Annotated in this window: 18 protein-coding genes; 14 read left to right on the forward strand and 4 right to left on the reverse strand. The window is 71.2% G+C overall.

The genetic code is table 11. From position 1 onward, the window contains the following. Positions 1-9 precede the first annotated feature (9 nt). From ACYU7G_RS12795 to purE, 3 genes are read left to right on the forward strand one after another with little or no spacing between them, the layout of a single operon-like run. Positions 10-522, forward strand: coding sequence for a PH domain-containing protein (locus ACYU7G_RS12795; RefSeq protein WP_461108405.1), 513 nt, complete (start codon positions 10-12; stop codon positions 520-522). 15 nt (positions 523-537) lie between these two features. Further along, entirely contained in the window at positions 538-1,695 is a 1,158-nt protein-coding gene (locus ACYU7G_RS12800) for a 5-(carboxyamino)imidazole ribonucleotide synthase (protein WP_461108407.1), read from the forward strand. After that, positions 1,688-2,191 carry a 5-(carboxyamino)imidazole ribonucleotide mutase gene (purE, locus tag ACYU7G_RS12805; RefSeq protein WP_461108409.1) on the forward strand — a complete coding sequence of 168 codons (504 nt, stop codon included), beginning with the start codon at positions 1,688-1,690 and terminating at the stop codon, positions 2,189-2,191. The genes ACYU7G_RS12800 and purE overlap by 8 nt, the downstream gene beginning before the upstream one ends. 63 nt (positions 2,192-2,254) lie before the next feature. Here the strand turns inward: purE and ACYU7G_RS12810 are convergent, their stop codons facing one another. Both ACYU7G_RS12810 and ACYU7G_RS12815 read right to left on the reverse strand, forming a co-directional pair. Further along, a complete protein-coding gene (locus tag ACYU7G_RS12810; protein WP_461108411.1) occupies positions 2,255-3,844 on the reverse strand; it encodes a DUF3352 domain-containing protein in 1,590 nt (529 codons plus the stop codon). A gap of 76 nt (positions 3,845-3,920) precedes the next feature. After that, positions 3,921-5,126 carry an LCP family protein gene (locus ACYU7G_RS12815; RefSeq protein WP_461108413.1) on the reverse strand — a complete coding sequence of 402 codons (1,206 nt, stop codon included), beginning with the start codon at positions 5,124-5,126 and terminating at the stop codon, positions 3,921-3,923. A 137-nt stretch (positions 5,127-5,263) separates the two neighbouring features. Here ACYU7G_RS12815 and ACYU7G_RS12820 point away from each other — a divergent pair, with 137 nt between their 5' ends. Then, on the forward strand, positions 5,264-6,772 hold the full coding sequence (locus tag ACYU7G_RS12820; protein WP_461108415.1) for an LCP family protein: 1,509 nt from the start codon (positions 5,264-5,266) through the stop codon (positions 6,770-6,772). Positions 6,773-6,782: 10 nt separating this feature from the next. Further along, positions 6,783-7,775, forward strand: a complete 993-nt coding sequence (locus tag ACYU7G_RS12825; RefSeq protein WP_461108417.1) for a glycosyltransferase family 2 protein — start codon at positions 6,783-6,785, stop codon at positions 7,773-7,775. Here the strand turns inward: ACYU7G_RS12825 and ACYU7G_RS12830 are convergent. Further along, positions 7,772-8,437, reverse strand: a complete 666-nt coding sequence (locus ACYU7G_RS12830; RefSeq protein WP_461108419.1) for a TIGR03089 family protein — start codon at positions 8,435-8,437, stop codon at positions 7,772-7,774. The two genes, ACYU7G_RS12825 and ACYU7G_RS12830, sit on opposite strands and share 4 nt — an antisense overlap. 36 nt (positions 8,438-8,473) lie before the next feature. Between ACYU7G_RS12830 and ACYU7G_RS12835 the strand changes: the two genes are divergently transcribed. The 5 genes from ACYU7G_RS12835 (at position 8,474) to ACYU7G_RS12855 (ending at position 15,056) form a co-directional block, all read left to right on the forward strand. After that, a complete protein-coding gene (locus ACYU7G_RS12835; protein WP_461108421.1) occupies positions 8,474-9,553 on the forward strand; it encodes a mannose-1-phosphate guanylyltransferase in 1,080 nt (359 codons plus the stop codon). Between the two features lie 22 nt (positions 9,554-9,575). Continuing rightward, positions 9,576-10,301 carry a hypothetical protein gene (locus ACYU7G_RS12840; RefSeq protein ID WP_461108423.1) on the forward strand — a complete coding sequence of 242 codons (726 nt, stop codon included), beginning with the start codon at positions 9,576-9,578 and terminating at the stop codon, positions 10,299-10,301. Positions 10,302-10,410: 109 nt separating this feature from the next. Continuing rightward, entirely contained in the window at positions 10,411-10,668 is a 258-nt protein-coding gene (locus tag ACYU7G_RS12845) for a WhiB family transcriptional regulator (protein ID WP_461108425.1), read from the forward strand. A 45-nt stretch (positions 10,669-10,713) separates the two neighbouring features. Next, a complete protein-coding gene (locus ACYU7G_RS12850; RefSeq protein ID WP_461108427.1) occupies positions 10,714-13,761 on the forward strand; it encodes a glycosyltransferase family 2 protein in 3,048 nt (1,015 codons plus the stop codon). After that, complete coding sequence (locus tag ACYU7G_RS12855) at positions 13,761-15,056, forward strand: DUF5719 family protein (RefSeq protein ID WP_461108429.1); 1,296 nt, start codon at positions 13,761-13,763, stop codon at positions 15,054-15,056. Before ACYU7G_RS12850 ends, ACYU7G_RS12855 begins: the two co-directional genes overlap by 1 nt. Positions 15,057-15,060: 4 nt before the next feature. Here the strand turns inward: ACYU7G_RS12855 and ACYU7G_RS12860 are convergent, their stop codons facing one another. Further along, positions 15,061-15,504 carry a metallopeptidase family protein gene (locus ACYU7G_RS12860; RefSeq protein WP_461108431.1) on the reverse strand — a complete coding sequence of 148 codons (444 nt, stop codon included), beginning with the start codon at positions 15,502-15,504 and terminating at the stop codon, positions 15,061-15,063. Between the two features lie 36 nt (positions 15,505-15,540). Here ACYU7G_RS12860 and ACYU7G_RS12865 point away from each other — a divergent pair, with 36 nt between their 5' ends. From ACYU7G_RS12865 to ACYU7G_RS12880, 4 genes are read left to right on the forward strand one after another with little or no spacing between them, the layout of a single operon-like run. Continuing rightward, a complete protein-coding gene (locus tag ACYU7G_RS12865) occupies positions 15,541-15,915 on the forward strand; it encodes a DUF3499 family protein (protein ID WP_461108433.1) in 375 nt (124 codons plus the stop codon). A gap of 38 nt (positions 15,916-15,953) precedes the next feature. After that, the gene (locus tag ACYU7G_RS12870; RefSeq protein WP_461108435.1) at positions 15,954-17,315 is read left to right on the forward strand and encodes a phosphohexomutase domain-containing protein; all 1,362 of its coding nucleotides are present in this window, start codon (positions 15,954-15,956) and stop codon (positions 17,313-17,315) included. A gap of 36 nt (positions 17,316-17,351) precedes the next feature. After that, positions 17,352-17,543, forward strand: a complete 192-nt coding sequence (locus ACYU7G_RS12875) for a Trm112 family protein (protein ID WP_461108437.1) — start codon at positions 17,352-17,354, stop codon at positions 17,541-17,543. Between the two features lie 9 nt (positions 17,544-17,552). Next, positions 17,553-18,575 (forward strand): phosphoheptose isomerase family protein, encoded by a 1,023-nt coding sequence (locus ACYU7G_RS12880; protein WP_461108439.1) that lies wholly within the window; start codon positions 17,553-17,555, stop codon positions 18,573-18,575. Positions 18,576-18,587: the final 12 nt, after the last annotated feature.

An 18,587-nucleotide genomic window follows, 5' to 3' on the forward strand; every position in this document is an offset into this window, starting at 1 on the left:
ACTTGGCGCATGGGAATCAGCAAGAACGAACTGGGGCGTGACGAGCAGGTCATCGACTCGATGCGCACGCACGGCAAGGCGCTGATCCTCCCGGCGGTGGCCCTGATCGTGATCTCCGCAGGCCTCGGTCTGGGTCTCGCCGCCCTGCCCGTGCAGGGGCGGCGCTGGACCACCTGGATACTCGTCGCCCTGTTCGTTGCGCTGTTCATCTGGGTCGTGCTGCTGCCGTTCCTGCGCTGGCTCACCAGCACCTACACCATCACCAACCGCCGGATCATCACCCGCAAGGGCATCCTCAACAAGACCGGCCACGACCTGCCCCTGCGCCGCATCAACAACGTCAACACCGAACGCCACCTCGTCGACCGGATGCTGGGCTGCGGCACCCTGATCCTGGAGACGGCCGCCGGGAACCCGCTCGTGCTGCCGGACGTGCCCGGCGTGCAGAAGGTGCACGTCCTGATCAACGAACTCCTGTTCGCGCCAGAGGACGAACGGGAGGCACTGCCCGAGGACGAGTGACGCTACGCTCGTGGGGTGGATCGGTATCGCGTAGGGATCATCGGAGGCGGCCAGCTGGCGCGCATGATGCAGCAGGCTGCCATCAGCCTGGGCATAGACATCGCGCTGCTCTCGGAGGCGGCGGGCAACTCGGCGGCGCAGGTGATCCCTCGCACCACGGTGGGCGACCAGGACCACCTCGGGGACCTGCTCGCGTTCGCAGACGGTGTCGACGCCGTCACCTTCGACCACGAGCACGTACCCACCAAGCACCTGCACGAACTCGAACAGGTGGTGGCCGTCCGGCCCGGTCCTGCGGCCCTCTCCCACGCCCAGGACAAGGCCCTGATGCGGCAGCGCCTGACCGCACTCGGCATCCCGTGCCCAAGGTTCTCCGTCTGCGCCACCCAGGCCGAACTCGTTGCCTTCGGCGACGAGCTCGGCTGGCCCATCATCGCCAAGACCTCCCGCGGCGGCTACGACGGCAAGGGCGTCTGGAAGCTGGACGGTCCCGACGACGCGGCCGAGCCGTTCGCGAACAAGAAGGAGACCTCGGCGGGTGAACCGGTGGTGATCGTCGCCGAGGAGTTCATCGACTTCAGCCGCGAACTGTCGGCGATCGTCGCCCGCTCGCCATCCGGGCAGGCCGTCGCCTACCCGGTCAGCGAGACCCGGCAGGAGAACGGCGTCTGCGCCGAGACCATCACCCCGGCCCCCGGACTGCCCGACGAGCAGGCCTCCGAACTGCAGCAGATGGCGCTGCGGATCGCCGGCGAACTGGGCGTGGTGGGACTACTGGCGGTGGAACTGATGGAGGCCCGCGACGGCCGGGTGGTGGTCAACGAACTCGCCATGCGGCCCCACAACACCGGCCACTGGACCATCGACGGGGCCGAGACCAGCCAGTTCGAGAACCACCTGCGCGCCGTCCTGGACCTGCCCCTGGGCTCCCCGGAACTGCGGGCCCCGCACGTCGTGATGACCAATGTCCTCGGCGGCGCGGAACACGACCTCACCGGTGCGCTGCTGCACGTCTTCGCCCGCGACCGCAGGGTCAGGGTGCACCTCTACGGCAAGCCGGTGACCCCCGGCCGCAAGGTGGGCCACGTCACCACCTGCTCCGACGACCTCGACGACGCCCTGCGTCGCGCCCGGCACGCCGCCGGGTACCTGATGGGAGACCCGAATGCCTGACAACCCCCTGGTCTCGATCGTGATGGGGTCCGACTCGGACTGGCCCACGATGGAGGCCGCAGGCATCGCGCTCGACGAGTTCGGCATCGCGTGGGAGGCCGACGTGGTCTCCGCCCACCGCATGCCCGACGAGATGGTCACCTTCGGCCGTGAGGCCCACGGCCGAGGCGTCCGGGTGGTCATCGCCGGAGCCGGGGGAGCGGCGCACCTGCCCGGGATGCTCGCGTCCCTCACGCCCCTGCCGGTGATCGGCGTCCCGGTGGCGCTGAAGCACCTCGACGGCATGGACTCGCTGCTTTCCATCGTCCAGATGCCCGCCGGCGTGCCCGTGGCCACGGTCTCCATCGGTAACTCCCGCAACGCGGGCCTGCTGGCGGTGCGGATCCTCGCCGCCTCTGAGCCGGCCCTGCAGGAGCAGATGGTTGCCTTCCAGGCGTCCCTGCGCGACGCCGCCCACGCCAAGGGCGCCAAGGTGCGCGAGGCCACCCGGGGCTGAACCCGAACGCAACAACAGTGGCCCCGACGGCGAACCGTCGGGGCCACAGCTTTCCTGCTGGGACTACTTGGTGCCCACGCGGACGAAGAACTCGGCGTAGCCGTCGTCCAGGGTGGAGCCGGAGATCCCGATGCCGCTGATCGGCTCGAGGTACTGCGCCTCCTCGCTGTTGCCGAGGCCCAGGGCCTGGTTGCCGAGGATGGCCGGGACGTCGACCCAGAGCACGGACTGCGTGTCGCCGGAGGTCTCGGTCACGGAGCCGAAGGCCTCGTGGTCACCGAGGGTCTCCGACGGGCTCGCCAGCGCGTCGGGGCTCATGCCCCACGTGGTGTAGACGGTGTTGCCGTCGGTGCTGTGCTGGACGCCGGGGATGCCGATGCCGGAGGCGATGGCCTCAAGGACCTCCTGGTGCCTGGCCGGGTCATCGGTGTCCACCTTGATGCCCACCTGGGGCTGCTGCCCCTCCCAGCCGAAGGTCAGCGCGAGCTGGTTGCCCAGCACGGCGCGCAGGTCGTCGGCGGAGCTGATGCCGAAGGCGTCGAACATCGCGGGGTCCTGCTGGTACATCGGGGCGAGCTGCTCCCACAGCAGGTCGATGGACTCGGCGGAGAACGCGGAGCCCAGGACGCCGAGCCCGCCGGCGGGCAGGGAGCTCACGAAGTCGTCGGTCAGTTCCGCGTCGCCGATCTCCTGGCTGGACTTGCTGATGCCGCGCAGGACCGCGTTGCCGTCCTCGACCTTGATGCCGGCCGCGCCGTGGGCGGAGAAGCCGGCGGTCTCGATGCCGACCTCGCCCTCGGAGGCCTCGATGGCCTGGTTGATGAACTCCTCGGAGGCCCAGCCGGTGGCCAGGTAGTCCGCGCCCAGCTTGGCCATGTCAGCGACGTAGGTCTCGTTCTCGGCGAGCGAGGAGTCCTTGATGGCCTCGACGTCGACGGGGGTGCTGGCGTCGGAGAAGATCATGAGGTCGTCGATGAACTCCACGGAGGTGTCCTCGAACTCGGCCTCGGCGAACGCCTGCGCGGCGCCCTTGTCGGTCACCTGGACGGCGACGAGGAAGGCCTCGGTCTCGATGTCGAGCACGCCGATGGCGATCGAGTCACCCAGCCACGGGGCGATCTCAGTGTCGAAGTCGGGTTTGTCCTCGGAGTCCGGGATCAGCTCCCACAGCGCCTTCTTGTAGTCGCCCTCCACGTCGCCGACCTCTTCGGCGAGCTGCGGGAACTTCTCGGCGAACTCCTTCACGGCGAGCTTCTGGCCGGCGGAGGGGTTCAGGTTCACCTCGATGGCCGCGAGCGTGGTGGAGGGGAGGCCCTGCGCGGCCGCCGGGGTGGAGCCGCCGAGCAGCGAGAACGCCAGGAAACCGCCGCCGACGAGGAGCGCGACCGCCACGACTGCGGCGATGATGATCGGCGTCTTCGACTTCTGCTTGACCGGAGCCTGCTGGCCCTGCGGACCGAAGCCCTGCTGCTGGTTGTACTGCGGCTGGGGCTGGCCCTGCGGACTGAAACCCTGCTGCTGGTTGTACTGCGGCTGCGGCTGGCCCTGCGGACCGAACTGCTGCTGCGGCTGGGGGTTGCCCTGTTGGTAGTTGGGGCCCTGGGGGCCTTGGGGATTCTGCTGCCAGTTGCCCGGCCTCTGGTTGTCGCTCACAGGGGTCCTCCTGGGTTCATGATCTTCGAACAAATTCCAGCGTATCTGCTGCGCGGGTCAGCGTTTTGTGGTTGGATCAGCGCTCGAACTTCTCGAAACCGTCGGTGTTGCCGGTCCGGATGCCGTCGAAGAGCTCCTCGCTGGCGGCCTCGTCCCAGATCACCGAGGAGCCTGCGCTGGTGCTGGCGTTGGCGTTGGCGATCGGCACCGTGATGCTGAAACCGGAGCCCAGGGCGGTGCTGAAGAAGCCCCTGCCGATGCTGAAGAGCTGGCCGAAACCGGTGTCCTCGCCGCGCCCCACCGAGTTGGACACGGCCATGTTGAGCTGCCAGTAGGTGATCGGGTTCAGCAGGTGCACCGGATTGGCCGCCTTCGAGACCACCTTGCCGATCACCTCGCGCTGCCGCTCGATGCGGCCCAGGTCTCCCCGGGCGTCGGCCTTGCGCATCCGGGCGTAGCCGAGGGCGGTGACGCCGTCGATGACCTGGCACCCGGCCTCGAGTTCGAGGTGGGAGTCCCTGTCGCTGATGGGCTCGGCGGGGCAGACCTCGATGCCGCCGACGGCGTCGACGGTGTCCACCAGGCCGAGCATCCCGATCTCCAGGTAGCCGTCGATCCGGATGCCCGTGTTGGTCTCGATGGTCTCCACCAGCAGTTCCGGGCCGCCGAGGGAGTAGGCCGCGTTCAGCTTGTTGCTGCCGTGGCCGGGAATGGGGACGTAGGAGTCGCGGGGGAGGGAGATCAGAGCCGCCCGACCGTTCGGTGGGGTGTGCAGCAACATCATCGTGTCCGTGCGGCGTCCCTCCGAGGAACCGGTGCCGAGCCGGCTGCGCTCCTCCGGGGTGAGGTCGTCGCGGGCGTCGGAACCCACCAGCAGGACGGTGTTGCCCGGCTGCTCGGCGGGACGCTCACCGTCGGGCGTGGCGTCGACGACGGTGCCCGCCGTCCAGGCGTAGATCGGGGTGCCCACCATGAACGCGAGCCAGGCCAGGACCAGCACGAGGATGGTCCTGCGGACCGGGTGCCTCTTGCGTCCGCGCGGCCTGCCGGACTTCCTGCCCCGCTTGCCGGGAGGTGGGGGTGGCGGCACCCAGCCACCGTCGGCTGGCGCGGTCCGGATGGGTTCGCCGCGGTACTGGAGGTGGTCCTGACGGGGCTGCCGGGTGGCGTCCGGATTCATCCTCGCCACCTCCTCGGGGGTGAACACACGCGTGGCCTCCGGCTCCTGTTCGGAGCGCCGGTACAGCCAGTCGATGTCTTCCTGGGAGCGCTTGTCGTTCAATGTTCCTCCTGCCCGGCGCACCAGCCTACCTCCGCGGGATCGGCCCGCGAATCGGGTGGTTCCCCGGCGCGCCCCCGACGCGGCATCGGTCCGAGGGGGCAGGCTTTCATGCACAACGCCTTCCCCGAGGAGTACCCGTGAGCGATGCCGAAGCGCGCTTGAAGAACCGTAGGGCGGTCGGGCTGATCGTCATGTCCGCCGTCGTACCGGGCTCGGCCCAGTACGTCGCCGGCCACCGAGGCCTCGGTCGCTGGATCATGCGGATCTGGGCTGCTCTCATCTCCCTGGCGCTGCTGGTGGGCCTCGGGCTGCTGCTGTTCCGCGGCGCCACCGTCGGGCTGCTGCTGAGCCCCGCACTGGCCCCCACCCTCAAGGTGGTGGCGTGGGTGCTGTTCATCTCCTGGGTGCTGCTGCTGCTGGGTGCCTGGCGGCTGGCGGACCCGCCCAAGCTGGCGCGCAACAACCGCCTCCTGCTCACCGTGTCCTGCCTCTGCCTGGTGGTGGCCGCAGGCTTCGGCACCAACCTGGTGGCCAGCGCACTGACCGCCGTCTCAAACGTCTCCGACGTCTTCCAGGGCGGCGGCGACCAGGAGGAGAAGGCCGGCCGCTACAACATCCTGCTGCTCGGCGTCGACGGCGCGGAGGGCCGCGACGGACTGCGCCCGGACTCCATCAACGTGGCCTCCATCGACGTGACCAGCGGCAGGACCGTCCTGTTCGGGATCCCGCGCAACCTGCAGGGGGCCCCGTTCCCCGAGTCCTCCCCGCTGCACGAGCTCTACCCGGACGGGTACCGGTGCGAGGAGAACGCGTGCATGATCAACGGCGTCCACACCCTGGGCGAGGAGAACGCGGACCTCTACCCCGGCCAGGACGCCGGGCTCGTGGCCACCAAGGAAGTGGTCTCCGAGACCCTGGGCCTGGAGATCAACTACTACGCGATGGTGGACATGGGCGGCTTCAAGTCGCTTGTGGAGGCCATGGGCGGCATCACGCTGGACAGCAACGTGCGCGTGCCGATCGGCGGCGGCGGCTCGAACGTCAGCGGCTACATCGAGCCGGGGGAGGGCATCCACCTCGACGGCTACCACGCCCTCTGGTACGCCCGCTCCAGGCACGACTCCAGCGACTACGAGCGCATGGTTCGGCAGAAGTGCGTGATGGCGGCGATGGCCAAGCAGTTGGACCCCGGACTGGTGGCCACCCAGTTCCTCGAGCTGTCCGAGGCCGGCAAGGACATCCTGCGCACCGACGTCGGGGCCGGCCACGTCGCCGAACTCGCCGAACTGGCCCTCAGGGCCAAGGACCTGGACATCGTCTCGGTGAACATGACCCCGCCGCTCATCGTGACTGCGGACCCCGACCTCGAACTGATCCGCAGCACCGTCGTCGAGACCATCGCGGCCTCGGAGGCGCTCGACGACGAGGCCCCGGCCGAGCCTGAGACCACTCCCGCCCAGACCACCGACGGGACCGCTGAGGAGCCGGCACCCGCGGACGAGAACACTGCCGCGCAGGAGGCCGCGCCGGCCGACGGGTCGACGCAGGCCGAGGACCCCGAGACGCAGGCCCCCGAGGGCTCCGAGGAGCCGGCAGCGGAGCAGGCGGCCGAGGAGGAGTCGACCTGGATCTGCCGCGCCAGCTAGGTTGATCCCCATGGTGGATTCCCCCGGCGTGAGCGTGATCATGCCCGTTCGCAACGAGGAGCCCTATCTCGAACGGGCCGTGGCCCGCGTGCTCGGGCAGGACTACGACGGCGACGTCGAGGTGGTGCTGGCCGTCGGGCCCAGCGAGGACCGGACCTGGGAGGTGGCCACGCGGATCGCCGCGGAGCAGGACCACGTCCGCGTCGTCGAGAACCCCACCGGCAGGACCCCCGCCGGGCTGAACATCGCCATCGCCGAGGCCGGGCACGACATCCTGGTGCGCGTCGACGGCCACGGCGAGTTGAGCGAGGGCTACCTGGCCACCGTCGTGCGACTGCTGGAGGAGACCGGCGCCGCCAACGTCGGCGGCCGGATGGACGCCCGCGGCGAGACCCCCTTCGAGGAGGCGGTGGCGGCCGCATACAACTCCCGCCTCGGGCTCGGCGGCGGCGGCTTCCACCTCGAGGACACCCCGGCCGGACCGGCCCCGACGGTGTTCCTGGGGGCGTTCCGGCGCGAGGCCCTGGCCGAGGTGGGCGGCTTCGACGAGACCATGCACCGTGCGCAGGACTGGGAACTGAACCACCGACTCCGGGAGGCGGGGCACGTGGTCTGGTTCACGCCGGAACTGACGGTCCTCTACCGGCCACGCTCGTCGCTGCGAGCCCTGGCGAAGCAGTTCTGGACCACGGGGCAGTGGCGCCGCGAGGTGGCCCGTCGGCACCCCGAGACCGTAAGCCTGCGCTACCTCGCACCGCCCGTCGCGGTCACGGGGCTGGCCGTCGGCCTCGTCGCGGGGGTGCTGGGACTGGTGCTGCGCAACCGACTCCTCACCGCGGGCCTGCTGGCGCCGGCCGTGTACGCGGTCTTCCTGCTGGTGGCCACCGCCACCATGGGCGGGCTCAGCCCCGCCGCCCGGCTCCGCCTCCCGCTGGTGCTGGCCACCATGCACGTGTGCTGGGGCGCGGGGTTCCTCCGGGGCGTCCGCCCCGAGGACTACTAGCCCGGGATCTGCTCGTCGCGGCGAACGCGCTCCACGAGGGCGTCGTCGCCGCCGGTCACCACGACGGTGGAGCCGCCGCCCAGCAGCGGGGCGACGAGGAGCTTGCGCATGGTGGACCAGCCCGGCAACGGATCGACGAACAGCGCCGGCTCCGAGCGGGTGTCGGCCGTGGCCAGGGACGCGAACGCCACGTCCGGGGTCCAGGCCAGCTGCGCGGGGGAGGTGGCCTCCACCATGTGCACGTCCGGCTCGGAGAACACCTCGGCGTAGTCGGTGCAGTTCTGGGGCACCTCGTCGAAGGCCATCCCCAGGGGGTGCAGGGAGCAGGCCACGGTCGGCACCCGGTAGGCGAAGGCGTCCGGCCCGGCCACCACCAGTGCGACGTCGTCACCGTCGGTGGTCACCGTGCAGGCCCGCTGCCAGCAGGCCGCCACCCAGACGGCAGTGACCCAGTGTCCGGGGTGGGTGTTGGCGAGCTCGACCCGGACAGACTCGCCCGGCTCGACCCCGAGGGTGTCCAGGAAGTTGCAGGTCTTGTCCACCCAGTTGGCGAAGGTCTTGGCGGACAGCTCGATGCGGGAGCCGGCCTCGCCGTCGTAGTGGATGAACAGTGGGCGGGCGGGGTCCGACTCGACCCGGCGCTGCAACGCTGAAATGGCCATCTGCTGATGGTAGGCCGGGTTGGATACGGTTGACCAATGCGATACGTCGTCATCATGGCCGGCGGGTCCGGCACCAGACTCTGGCCGCTGTCCCGCAAGGGCACCCCCAAGCAGCTCCTGGAGATCTTCAACGGCAAGTCCCTGCTCCGGCTCGCCTACGAACGGCTGGCCGGGCTGGTCCCGGACGCCAACATCCTGACCTGCACCTCCCGCGACTACGCCGACGTGGTGGCCGCCCAGCTGCCCGAACTGCCCGCCGAGAACATCCTCGGTGAGCCGGTCGGCCGGGACTCGCTGAACGCCGTCGCCTGGTCCGCAGCGTTGCTGGCCGCGCGCGACCCGGACGCCGTGGTGGCCATGGTCACCGCGGACCAGCTGATCTCGCCGGTTGACCGGTTCCAGCGCAGTCTGGAGACTGCCTTCGACGTGGTCGACGCCCACCCGCGGGCGCTCGTGACCCTGGGGATCGTGCCCACCTCGCCGCACACCGGCTACGGCTACCTCCACCGGGCCGAACCGCTGTCCGGGTTCGAGGGCGTCCATCGGCTCAGCTCCTTCAAGGAGAAGCCGGAGCTGGAGGTGGCCCAGCGCTACCTGGACAGTGGTGAGTATTGGTGGAACGCCGGCATGTTCGTGTGGCGGGCGACCACCCTGCTGGAGCAACTGGACGCGCTCCTGCCGGACACCGCCAAGAAGATGCGTCGCATCATCGCTGAGCCGGACAGCCTCGACGAGGTGTTCCCGACCCTGGAGAAGACCTCGGTGGACTACGGCGTGATGGAGCCGGTCTCGCAGGGTGCCACCGACGCCACGGTGGTGGCCGTCGGGCTGGACGTCTCCTGGCGCGACGTGGGCGGCTACCTGGCGCTGGCGGAGGAGTTCGCCACCGACGGCCAGGGCAACCGCGTGGAGGGCCGCGCTGTGAACCTGGACAGCCGCGGCTGCATCGTCGTCAACACCGAACCGGGGGCGCACGTGGTGGCCACTTTGGGGCTCCACGACACCCTGGTGGTGCACACCGCGGGGGCGACGCTGGTGGCGCCGCTGGCGGAGACCGAACGGGTCAAGGAACTCGTCGAAGTGGTGCGAACCACCCATGGTGCAGAATTCTCCTGACCGGAAAGGAAGCGGTGCCGCTGTGCTCTGGAGATCGAGGCCCCTCGAGGCGGCCCAGCATGCCCTCCCGCTGGTGTTCCTGACCCTCGGGGTCCTGGAACTGGGTGGCATCATCTACTCGCTGGTGGCCGCGGACCCGATGGGGATCGCCGCGGCCGGTGGTCCCACGGCATTCGTACCCGTGACTCTTGCCGTGGTCTTCGCGACACTCCTGCGCCCCAGCCGCCGCTCCGTGACCGTCAAGGGCGCCACCGCCGTCGGTGCGCTGGTGTTCTTCCTGGTGCGGATCGGGCTCGTGGCGGGGATCGTCCTGACGGACACCGACGCCGTCTCCCTCGGGGCAGTGCTGGGCGTGGTCTCAGGGATCGTGCTGGGGCTCACCCTCGCGGCCTGGGCGGCCATGGAGTTCGTCGCGGCCCGGCTCCAGGTCAGGCAGGGTCCTGCCCCGGCGAGCCGCCCCAGCCCCGCCGAAGCGGCGCTCCCGCCATCACCGGCCAGCCCACCCGTGCGACCCGTCGAGGCTGATCCCGGAACGGTCCGAACGCACCTGTCCGGCAGGCTGCCCCGGCCCGTCAATCCCGCTGTGCCCGCCGCGCCGCACCCGGTCTCCGCGGCCACCCCGGCGGCCGGACCGCCCGAGCGCCGCGCCACCGGCGCCGTCGCATGGCATCGCGGCAGCACACCCTGGCCGCGCAAGAACGAGGACGACCCCGACGGGACCCTCCTGCGCCCTCCGCGACGACGCTGACGTCAACCCAACACGCCGCACGGGGACACCGAATCGCCGAATCCGCTTGACGTTGCCTAATGACACGTGTGTAATTCAATGCAACTAGTCGGTGAAGGGAGGCAGCAAAGTGGACGACATCTTTTCCCTGGTGGGTGAGCCGGAGGGTGTATTCGCCTGGCAGGAAGAAGCGCTGTGCGCGCAGACGGACCCTGAAGCGTTCTTCCCCGAGAAGGGCGGTTCGACCAGGGAGGCCAAGAAGGTCTGCCAGGGCTGCACCGTGCAGACCGAGTGCCTGGAGTACGCGCTCGCCAATGACGAGCGGTTCGGAATCTGGGGTGGGCTCTCCGAGCGCGAGCGGCGCAAACTCAAGCGAGCTGCCGGCTGAGCCGGAGCCGCAATCGTCGGCTATCGTCGGCTGAGCAATTCGACGATGGGAGCTGCGTTGTCCAGCAACGACGAGCCGGTGGGTGGTCTCGAGGACCTGTGGTCCTGGGCCGCTGAGGACGAGGACGTCCTCGAGCACCCGGAGGTCGATCCCGCAGCCGTGACCGCCGTGATGGTGGTCCACAACGCGGCCGAGTGGCTGCCCCGCCAACTCCTGAGCCTGGCGCGGCTGGATCCCCGGCCCGGGCGCATCGTCGCCGTGGACAACGGGTCCACCGACACGAGTCGCGTTCTCCTCGAGTCGGCCCTCGCCGAGGGCGTCATCCACGAACTCCGCGACGGCGACGCCGCCCACGGCTTCGGGCAGGCCGTCGACATCGGCATCGGCGACGACACACCCGAGTGGGTGTGGCTGCTGCACGACGACTCCGCCCCACGTACCGACGCACTCGCCGAACTCCTGCTCGGAGCGCGCACCACCGGCGCCGCCCTGTTGTTCCCGAAGCTCCTGCAACCCAGGCGCCGCAACTACCCCGAGACCGTCGCCGAGGTGGGGCAGAGCATCACCCGAAGCGGACGCCGCGTGCTCAGCGTCGACGAGGGGGACATCGACCAGCAGCAGGAGACCCCCGAGCCCGTCCTGGGCGGGTCCACCGCCGGCCTACTCGTCCGGGGAGACCTCTGGCGGGAGCTCGGTGGCCTCGCGCCCGAGCTGCCGTTGCACCGCGACGGCGTGGACCTCGGCTGGCGCGCCGCCGAGGCCGGCCACGTCGCCACCACCTGGCCGGACGCGGCACTGACACACCGCCAGGCCGGCAGGACCGGGGAGCGGACCCCGGGCGTCGCCCGCAACTCACACGAGGCCGACCGGCTCGCAGCCATGCGGGTGGTGGCCGCACGTGGGAACAAACCCACCCGCGGCGCGGTGCTGTTGCTGGGGAGCGCGCTGCGGGCCCTCGGTTTCCTCGCACTCAAGTCACCGTCCCGGTCCGGGGCCGAACTGCGGGCCGCGGCCCGGTTCGCCGCCGGCGGGGCCGCCACCAAGGCGCTGCGGGCAAGGTCCGTCCCCGGCGACGGCGTGGACCTCTCCGGCATCCTGCCGGACCGGTTCTGGAGCGTGCGCAACGCCTTCGACCGCTTCGGCAACGCCATCGCCGAGCGCTACCGGGACGTCACCGCCACCTCCGAGGGCGACACCGGCATCGACGAACTCACCGGCGACGACTTCGCCGGCAGCGGCCGTCGTGTCCGCAGGATCACCTCGCCGCTGGTGATCCTGTTCACCGTGCTGCTGGTGGCCGGTCTCGTCGCCGGACGGACCCTCCTCGGTTCCGGACAGGTGGCCGGGGGCGGCATGCTCGCCGCACCGGGCAGCCTCGCCGAGGCCTGGTCGGCGTTCCTGACACCCATCGTCGGCGTCTCGGGCGGCAACGCGCCGTGGCTGGGCTTCAACGCCTTCTTCGCCACGTTCGCGCTCGGCAGTCCGGACTGGTTCGCGTTCGCCGCGTTGCTGCTCTTGCCACTGCTCGCGGCCTTCGCCGGGCACCGGCTCCTGAAGACGCTCGGTGCCACGCGCACCGTCTCTGCCGTGGGTGGCGGTGCCTGGGCGGGTGCGGTGATCCTGCTCGGCCTGGTGACCGCCGGCGACATGTCGGGCATGGTCCTCGGCATCGCCGGCCCCCTGCTGGCCCGCAGTGTCCACCGGGTGGCCACCAACAACGCCAGTGGCGTGGAACGACTGCGCGCCCCGGCCGGCGCCGCGTTCTGGCTGCTGGCCTGTGCAGTGGCGTGGCCCATCATGCTGGTCCTGGCCACCGTGGCCGGCCTGGTGTGGCTGGGACGCCACAAGCACCGCTGGGCGGACCTGCTGGTGGCCGTCGGCCTCCCGTGGCTGTTCCTGCTGCCCTGGCTGCCCACCCTGCTGCGCTGGCCCGGCAGGATCCTGACCGGGGCGGACCCACTGGCCTGGCCCGCCTACCCACCGGCCTCCAGCGCCACCCTCGTGGGCCGCATCCTCCCCTCGGGGTTCCCGCTGTGGGTCAACATCGCGTTCTTCGCGATCCTCGGCGTGCTGGCCCTCGTGGCGATGCTGCGGATGCCCACTACGCCCACCCGCCTCCTCGCCGCTTCGTCCATGGGTCTCCCGCTGCTCGCGGGCGTGGCCCTGTCCAGACTCTCCCTGCAGGTGAACGGGGGCGAGTCCCGGGCGCTGCTGTCCGGCTGGGCGCTGCTTGTGGTGGCCGCGCTCCTGGTCACGATCCTCACCCCGCACGTCCGCCGCGAGCCGGAGGAAGAGCCGGCCATGGACCTGCGGGCGGACCTGGCCCTGTTGGCCGCGGTGGCGCTGCTGGCCGTGGGCACCTGGGGCTGGTACGGCTTCCGGGGCCCCGTCGGGCAGAACCCGTCGCAACTGCCCGGCTACGTCCGCGACGTGATCGCCTCCGAGCGCGACACCCGCGCCCTGATGATCGAACTGGTGGACGAACGCACCATCGCCTGGAACGTCGTCGACGGCTCGCAGCCCACCTGGGGGACCGGCGAGCGCAATCCCGCTGGGACGTTCCGTTCGCAGTTCGCGGGCCTGGTGCAGTCGTTCAGCGGAGGTGACGCGCCCGAGGACCTCGCACAGCAGCTCTCCTCGCTGGCCGTGAGCCACGTCTGGATGAAGGGCTTCGACGCGGACCGGCAGGCCGCGATCGGCAACGCCGCGGGGCTCTCACGCGCCGCGGCCGACGAGGACACCGTCGTGTGGACCGTCCTCGGCCTGGTGAGCCGGGCGCAGCTCGTCGACGGCACCGGCAACGTGCCACTGGCCGACGGTGTGGTCCCGGCCGGGGACGGCACGCGGTACGTGCTGGTGGCCGAGGAGGCCGACGTGCGTTGGCAGGCCTCCGTGGGTGGTCAGGAGGTGGCGGTCGCGACGGAGCGGCCGGCGGTCACGTTCGAGGTCCCCGAGGGCGTCGACGGCCAACTCAGCTACTCGCTGCGACCGGCGTGGGGCTGGGTGGCCTGGCAGGGCCTCGTGCTCCTGCTGGTCGCCGCACTGGCAGCGCCCACACTGGGCAGCGGCACCACCGCGAGGAGGGGGGCGTGATGCTCAGGAGGATTCTGGAGACCCTCGGGTACGTGGCCCTGCTCGTGGCCCTCGTGCTCGGCATCACGTCGCTGAGCCCGGCGGCGCTGCCGCGGGTCACCCGGGTGATGCCGCCGCAGGACAACAAGGTGGTCTGCCTGCCCGCCGGGGGCGCGGGTGTGGTGTTCGCCGCCGGCGTCGAGGAGATCGGCGGGCTGGGGGAGCCCGGTGCGTCAGCCGCCGGCTTCGTCGTCCTCGGCGAGCAGACGGAACCGGTGGTGCTGACCGGCACCGGGTCGCTCGTGGGTGGCTACCTGAACGCGATCGGCACCACCAAGTCCTGGACGCCCTGTGGGCCCGCGCTCGCGGAGGGCATGCTGCTGGTTCCCACGGCTGCCGAGACGGAACTGCTGATCGTGAACTCGGACCAGGGTGAGGCCGCCGTGGACCTGACCCTGCACGGCGAGGACGGCGAGATCCGGGCGCTCGGGGCGCGGGGGATCGCGATCGCCCCCAACAGCAGCCGGGTGATCGCGCTGTCGGTGCTCACCGAGCAGACCGGCCCTGTCGCCGTCGAGTTCCGGGCCACCCGGGGCCGCGCCACCGTCATCGCACGCACCACCACCGCCACCGCGCTGGACACGGCCACCGCCTTCCGGGCTGCCACCGAGCACGTGGTGGCCGGGATCCCCGAGGGCGCCGGGAACGCCACCGTCCTCCTGGCCAACCCGACCTCCGAGCGTGTCACCGCGGACATCTCCGCGCTGGGCGCCACCTCCGAGTACACCCCGCTGGGTGGCAGCGACCTCAGCATCCCGGCGGGCAGCACCCTCGCGGTGCCGCTGGGAGGTTCACTCGCGGGGGAGGCCACGGCGTTGCGGATCACCTCGGATGCGGAGATCGGCGCCTCCGTGGTGGTCGGCCCCGCGCTGCTGGACCCGGCCGGGCCCGTGGTCTCGGAACAGGCCTTCGTCGCGCCGTCGGAGCGCGGCGTGAAACTCGCCGCCGCAGTGCCTGCGGCGGGCGTGCTGCAGCTGGCCTCCGCGGGGGCCGACGCCACCGTGACGCTGAGGCACACCGTGACCGGCGGCGCCGAGACCGAGACGGAGATCGCGGTTCCTGCGGGACGGACCATCAGCGTCCCGCTGGCTGTGGCGGCACCTCAGGGCCAGTTCGTGGAGGTGGAGGCCGACGTGGAGGTGGTCGGGGCCGTCACGTTCCTCGATGGCGCCGGCATGGCGGTGGTGCCGCTGCAACGCAGCGGTGCGGCAGCGGTGGAACCGCTCGACGCGGAACTGGATCCGTCGCTGCAGTAGGGCTTCAGTCGTCCCAGTCGTCCCACTCGTCGGCGTAGTCGGTCAACTGGGCGATGTCTAGGCCCGTCAGCGCGCTCAACTGCTCGACGATGGTGCGTTGCACCAGGCGGCGCAACTCCTCGCGGGTGGTTGCCCGGTGCTCGAGAGGTCGCTCGTAGATCACGATCTGCGCCTTGCGGCCGCGGCTCGGCTCCAGCGCGGCCGACATCGGGACCCGGTCCCCGGACCAGTTGATGTTGAAGTGGGGCACGTCCTCCACGCCGACGATGACGCCGTCGAGCGCCTCGGGATTGACCTCCGCGATCTCCGCCATGGCGGCGGTGACGCACTCGTTGAAGAAGTCGGTCCGGCTCGGCCGGCTCAGCGGAACCGGGCGCTTCGACCACGCGTGCGGCAACGCCAGGGGACCCCTGATTCCTCGTCCATGTCGGTCCCTGCTGCGTGGCATGCGCCAACTCTAGCCCGGGAGGGCTAGGTTGTTCGGGTGCGCCTTTGCTCCAGGACTGCCTGCCTCTCACCGGCGGTGGCCACGCTGACCTACGTCTACGCCGACCAGACGGCGGTGCTCGGCCCCCTCGCGGCCGCCCGCGTCCCCGGTGCCCATGACCTGTGCGGCGACCACGCCGAACGGACCAGCGTGCCCAGGGGGTGGGAGGTCATCCGGCTACCGCTCGACGACGCCCCCAGCCCCACCCGGACCGCCGAGGACGACGACGACCTGCTGGCCCTCGCCGACGCGGTGCGGGCCATCGGGCTGCGGCACGACGACGTGGAGCCGGTCGCACCCGCCGAGGTGCCCGCCACGGCCGAGGCGACACGCCAGGCCGGCCACCTGCGGCTGCTGCCGAGCCTCGACTGAGCACGCCGCCCGCCCCACAGGGCGAGTAGGCTGCGGGAGTGCTCGAACCCCAGATCTTCAAGGCCAACGACATCCGTGGCATGGTCGTCGGCGAGTTCCCCGAATGGGACACCGACGGTGCCCGCGCGCTCGGCGCCGCCTTCGTCGAACTCCTGGGCCTGCAGGGCCGTGAGTTCGTGATGGGCAGGGACATGCGCGTCCTGGGGCGCGAACTCTCCCTCGCCTTCGCTGACGGCGCCCGCCGGGCCGGGGCCGGCGTGGTCGACGTCGGCCTCACCTCCACCGACCAGCTCTGGTTCGCCTCCGGGTGGCTGTCCGAGCCCGGGGTGCAGTTCACCGCCAGCCACAACCCGGCCGACTACAACGGCATCAAGTTCTGCCTGGCCGACGCCCGCCCCGTCCCCGCCGACTTCACGGCCCGGCTGCGGGACCGGGCGGCCGAGGTCACCCTCGGGCCCGAGCCCACCGGCGGTTACCGGGTCCTGGACACGCTGGCCGCCTACGCCGAGAAGCTGTCCGCCCTCGTGCCGGCCGGCGACGGCCGGGACCTGCACGTCGTCGTCGATGCCGGCAACGGCATGGCCGGCCACACCGTCCGCCAGGCCCTCGCCGGGCGCCGGCTCGACGTGGTGGGCCTGTACCTGGAGCTCGACGGCACCTTCCCCAACCACCCGGCCAACCCGCTGGAGCCGGAGAACCTGGTGGACGCCCAGCAGGCGGTGCGGGAGCACGGTGCCGACCTCGGGCTGGTGTTCGACGGCGACGCGGACCGCTGCTTCATCATCGACGAGCGCGGCGACGTCGTGGACCCGTCGGTGGTGACCGCCATGATCGCGCTGGCCGAGCTGCGCAAGGAACCCGGTGGGACGATCGTCACCAACACCATCACCTCGTGGGCCGTCGAGGAGGCAGTGGGGGACAAGGGACGGCTCGTGAAGTCCAAGGTGGGACACACCTACGTCAAGGCCCTGATGGCCCAGGAGAACGCCATCTTCGGCGGCGAGCACTCCGCCCACTACTACTTCCGCGACTTCTGGTCCGCGGACACCGGGATGCTCGCTGCGCTGCACGTCATGGAATTGCTGCGCGCCTCGGACCAGCCGCTGTCCGTGCTGGCCCGCGAGTTCGACGGCTACCACCGCTCGGGCGAGCTCAACTCCACCGTCGCCGACGCCACCGCCTGCCAGGACGCCGTCGCGGCGGCCTTCGAGGGCCGCGGCGAGCGCGACGACACCGACGGCCTGACCATCTCCAACCGCGACGAGGGCTGGTGGCTGAACCTGCGCCCGAGCAACACCGAACCGCTGCTGCGGCTCAACGTTGAGGCCCGTTCCGCCGAGCAGATGGCGGCGCTGCGCGACGAGGTGCTGGAACTGGTGGCCGCCACGGCGGCGGGCTAGATTTGACGACGTCGGCAACCGAACAGGAGAACCACAATGGGTGAGCAGAACATGGACCTAACGCCAGAGTTCCTGGAGATCGCGGCCTGTCCGGCTTGCCACTCCAAGTTCGCCGTCGACTACGACGCCTCCGAGCTGGTCTGCACCGGCCAGGACTGCGGCTTGGCCTACCCCGTCGAGGACCGCATCCCCGTCCTGCTCATCGACCGCGCCCGCAGCACCCAGTAGGGACCGCCGATGCCCCGTCCCTCGTTCGACGACGCCCGCCTGGAGGCCACCGACGTCCGGGATGACCCGGAGCTGCGCTGGCTGGCCGAGACCGGTGCGCGCATCCGGCGCGCGGCCACGTCCGAGCCCGTCGGCCGGATCGATGGCGCCGACCGGCCCCGCGGCGTGCTCGTGATCGGGCAGGAGGCCCGCCTCGTGCGGGCTGTGCTGGAGCCCGTGTGCCCCGTGCCGTTCATGGCCTGGCCGGGCCCGACCCTGCCCGCCTGGGTGGGGCCGTTGGACCTCGTGGTCATCCTCGGCGGGCACGACGCCAGCGCCTGGGAGATCGACTGCGCCGGTGAGGCCGCCCGTCGGGGCGCCACGATCATCGTCGCGGCACCCGACGACTCCGCGCTCGCAGCAGCCGCTTCCTCACACGGCACCACCGTCGTCCCGGCCTCCGACGCCGACCCGATGGCCGCCGCCGTCGCCGTCCTCGGACTGCTGGGCCGCCTCGAACTCGGGCCGGCCTTCGAGCCTGAGCAGGTGGCCGACGCCGCGGACCTGGTGGCGGGGCTGTGCTCGCCGTTCCACGAGATCGGGCAGAACCCGGCCAAGGACTGCGCCATCGGGCTGGCCGAGGGGCTGCCCCTCGTCTGGGGCGGCACCGTGCTGGCGGCCCGGGCCTCGCGCAGGATCGCCGAGGCCATGCGCCGTGCCAGCGGCCGGCCCGCGCTCGCCGCCGACGCCGACGAACTGGAGACCATCCTGCGCGCCGTCACCCCGCGGGACCCGTTCGCCGACCCCTTCGAGTCCGACGTCGAGGCCCCGCCGGTGCTGATGCTGCTGGACGAGGACAAGGTGCCCGACAGGCTGCACGGTGTCTCCAGGCGGCTCGGTCGGATCGCCGAGGCCGTCGGCGTCCGCGTGTGCTCGATCTCCTCGGGGGAGCCGGGCCTGGAGAGCTCCGACGTGGAGCGCTACGTCACGCTGCTGCAGCACGGCCGCTACGCGGCGGCCTACCTGGGCATCGGCCTGCGAGACGTCGGCTGAGCCACCCGGCGC

Source organism: Tessaracoccus terricola, from assembly GCF_054776555.1.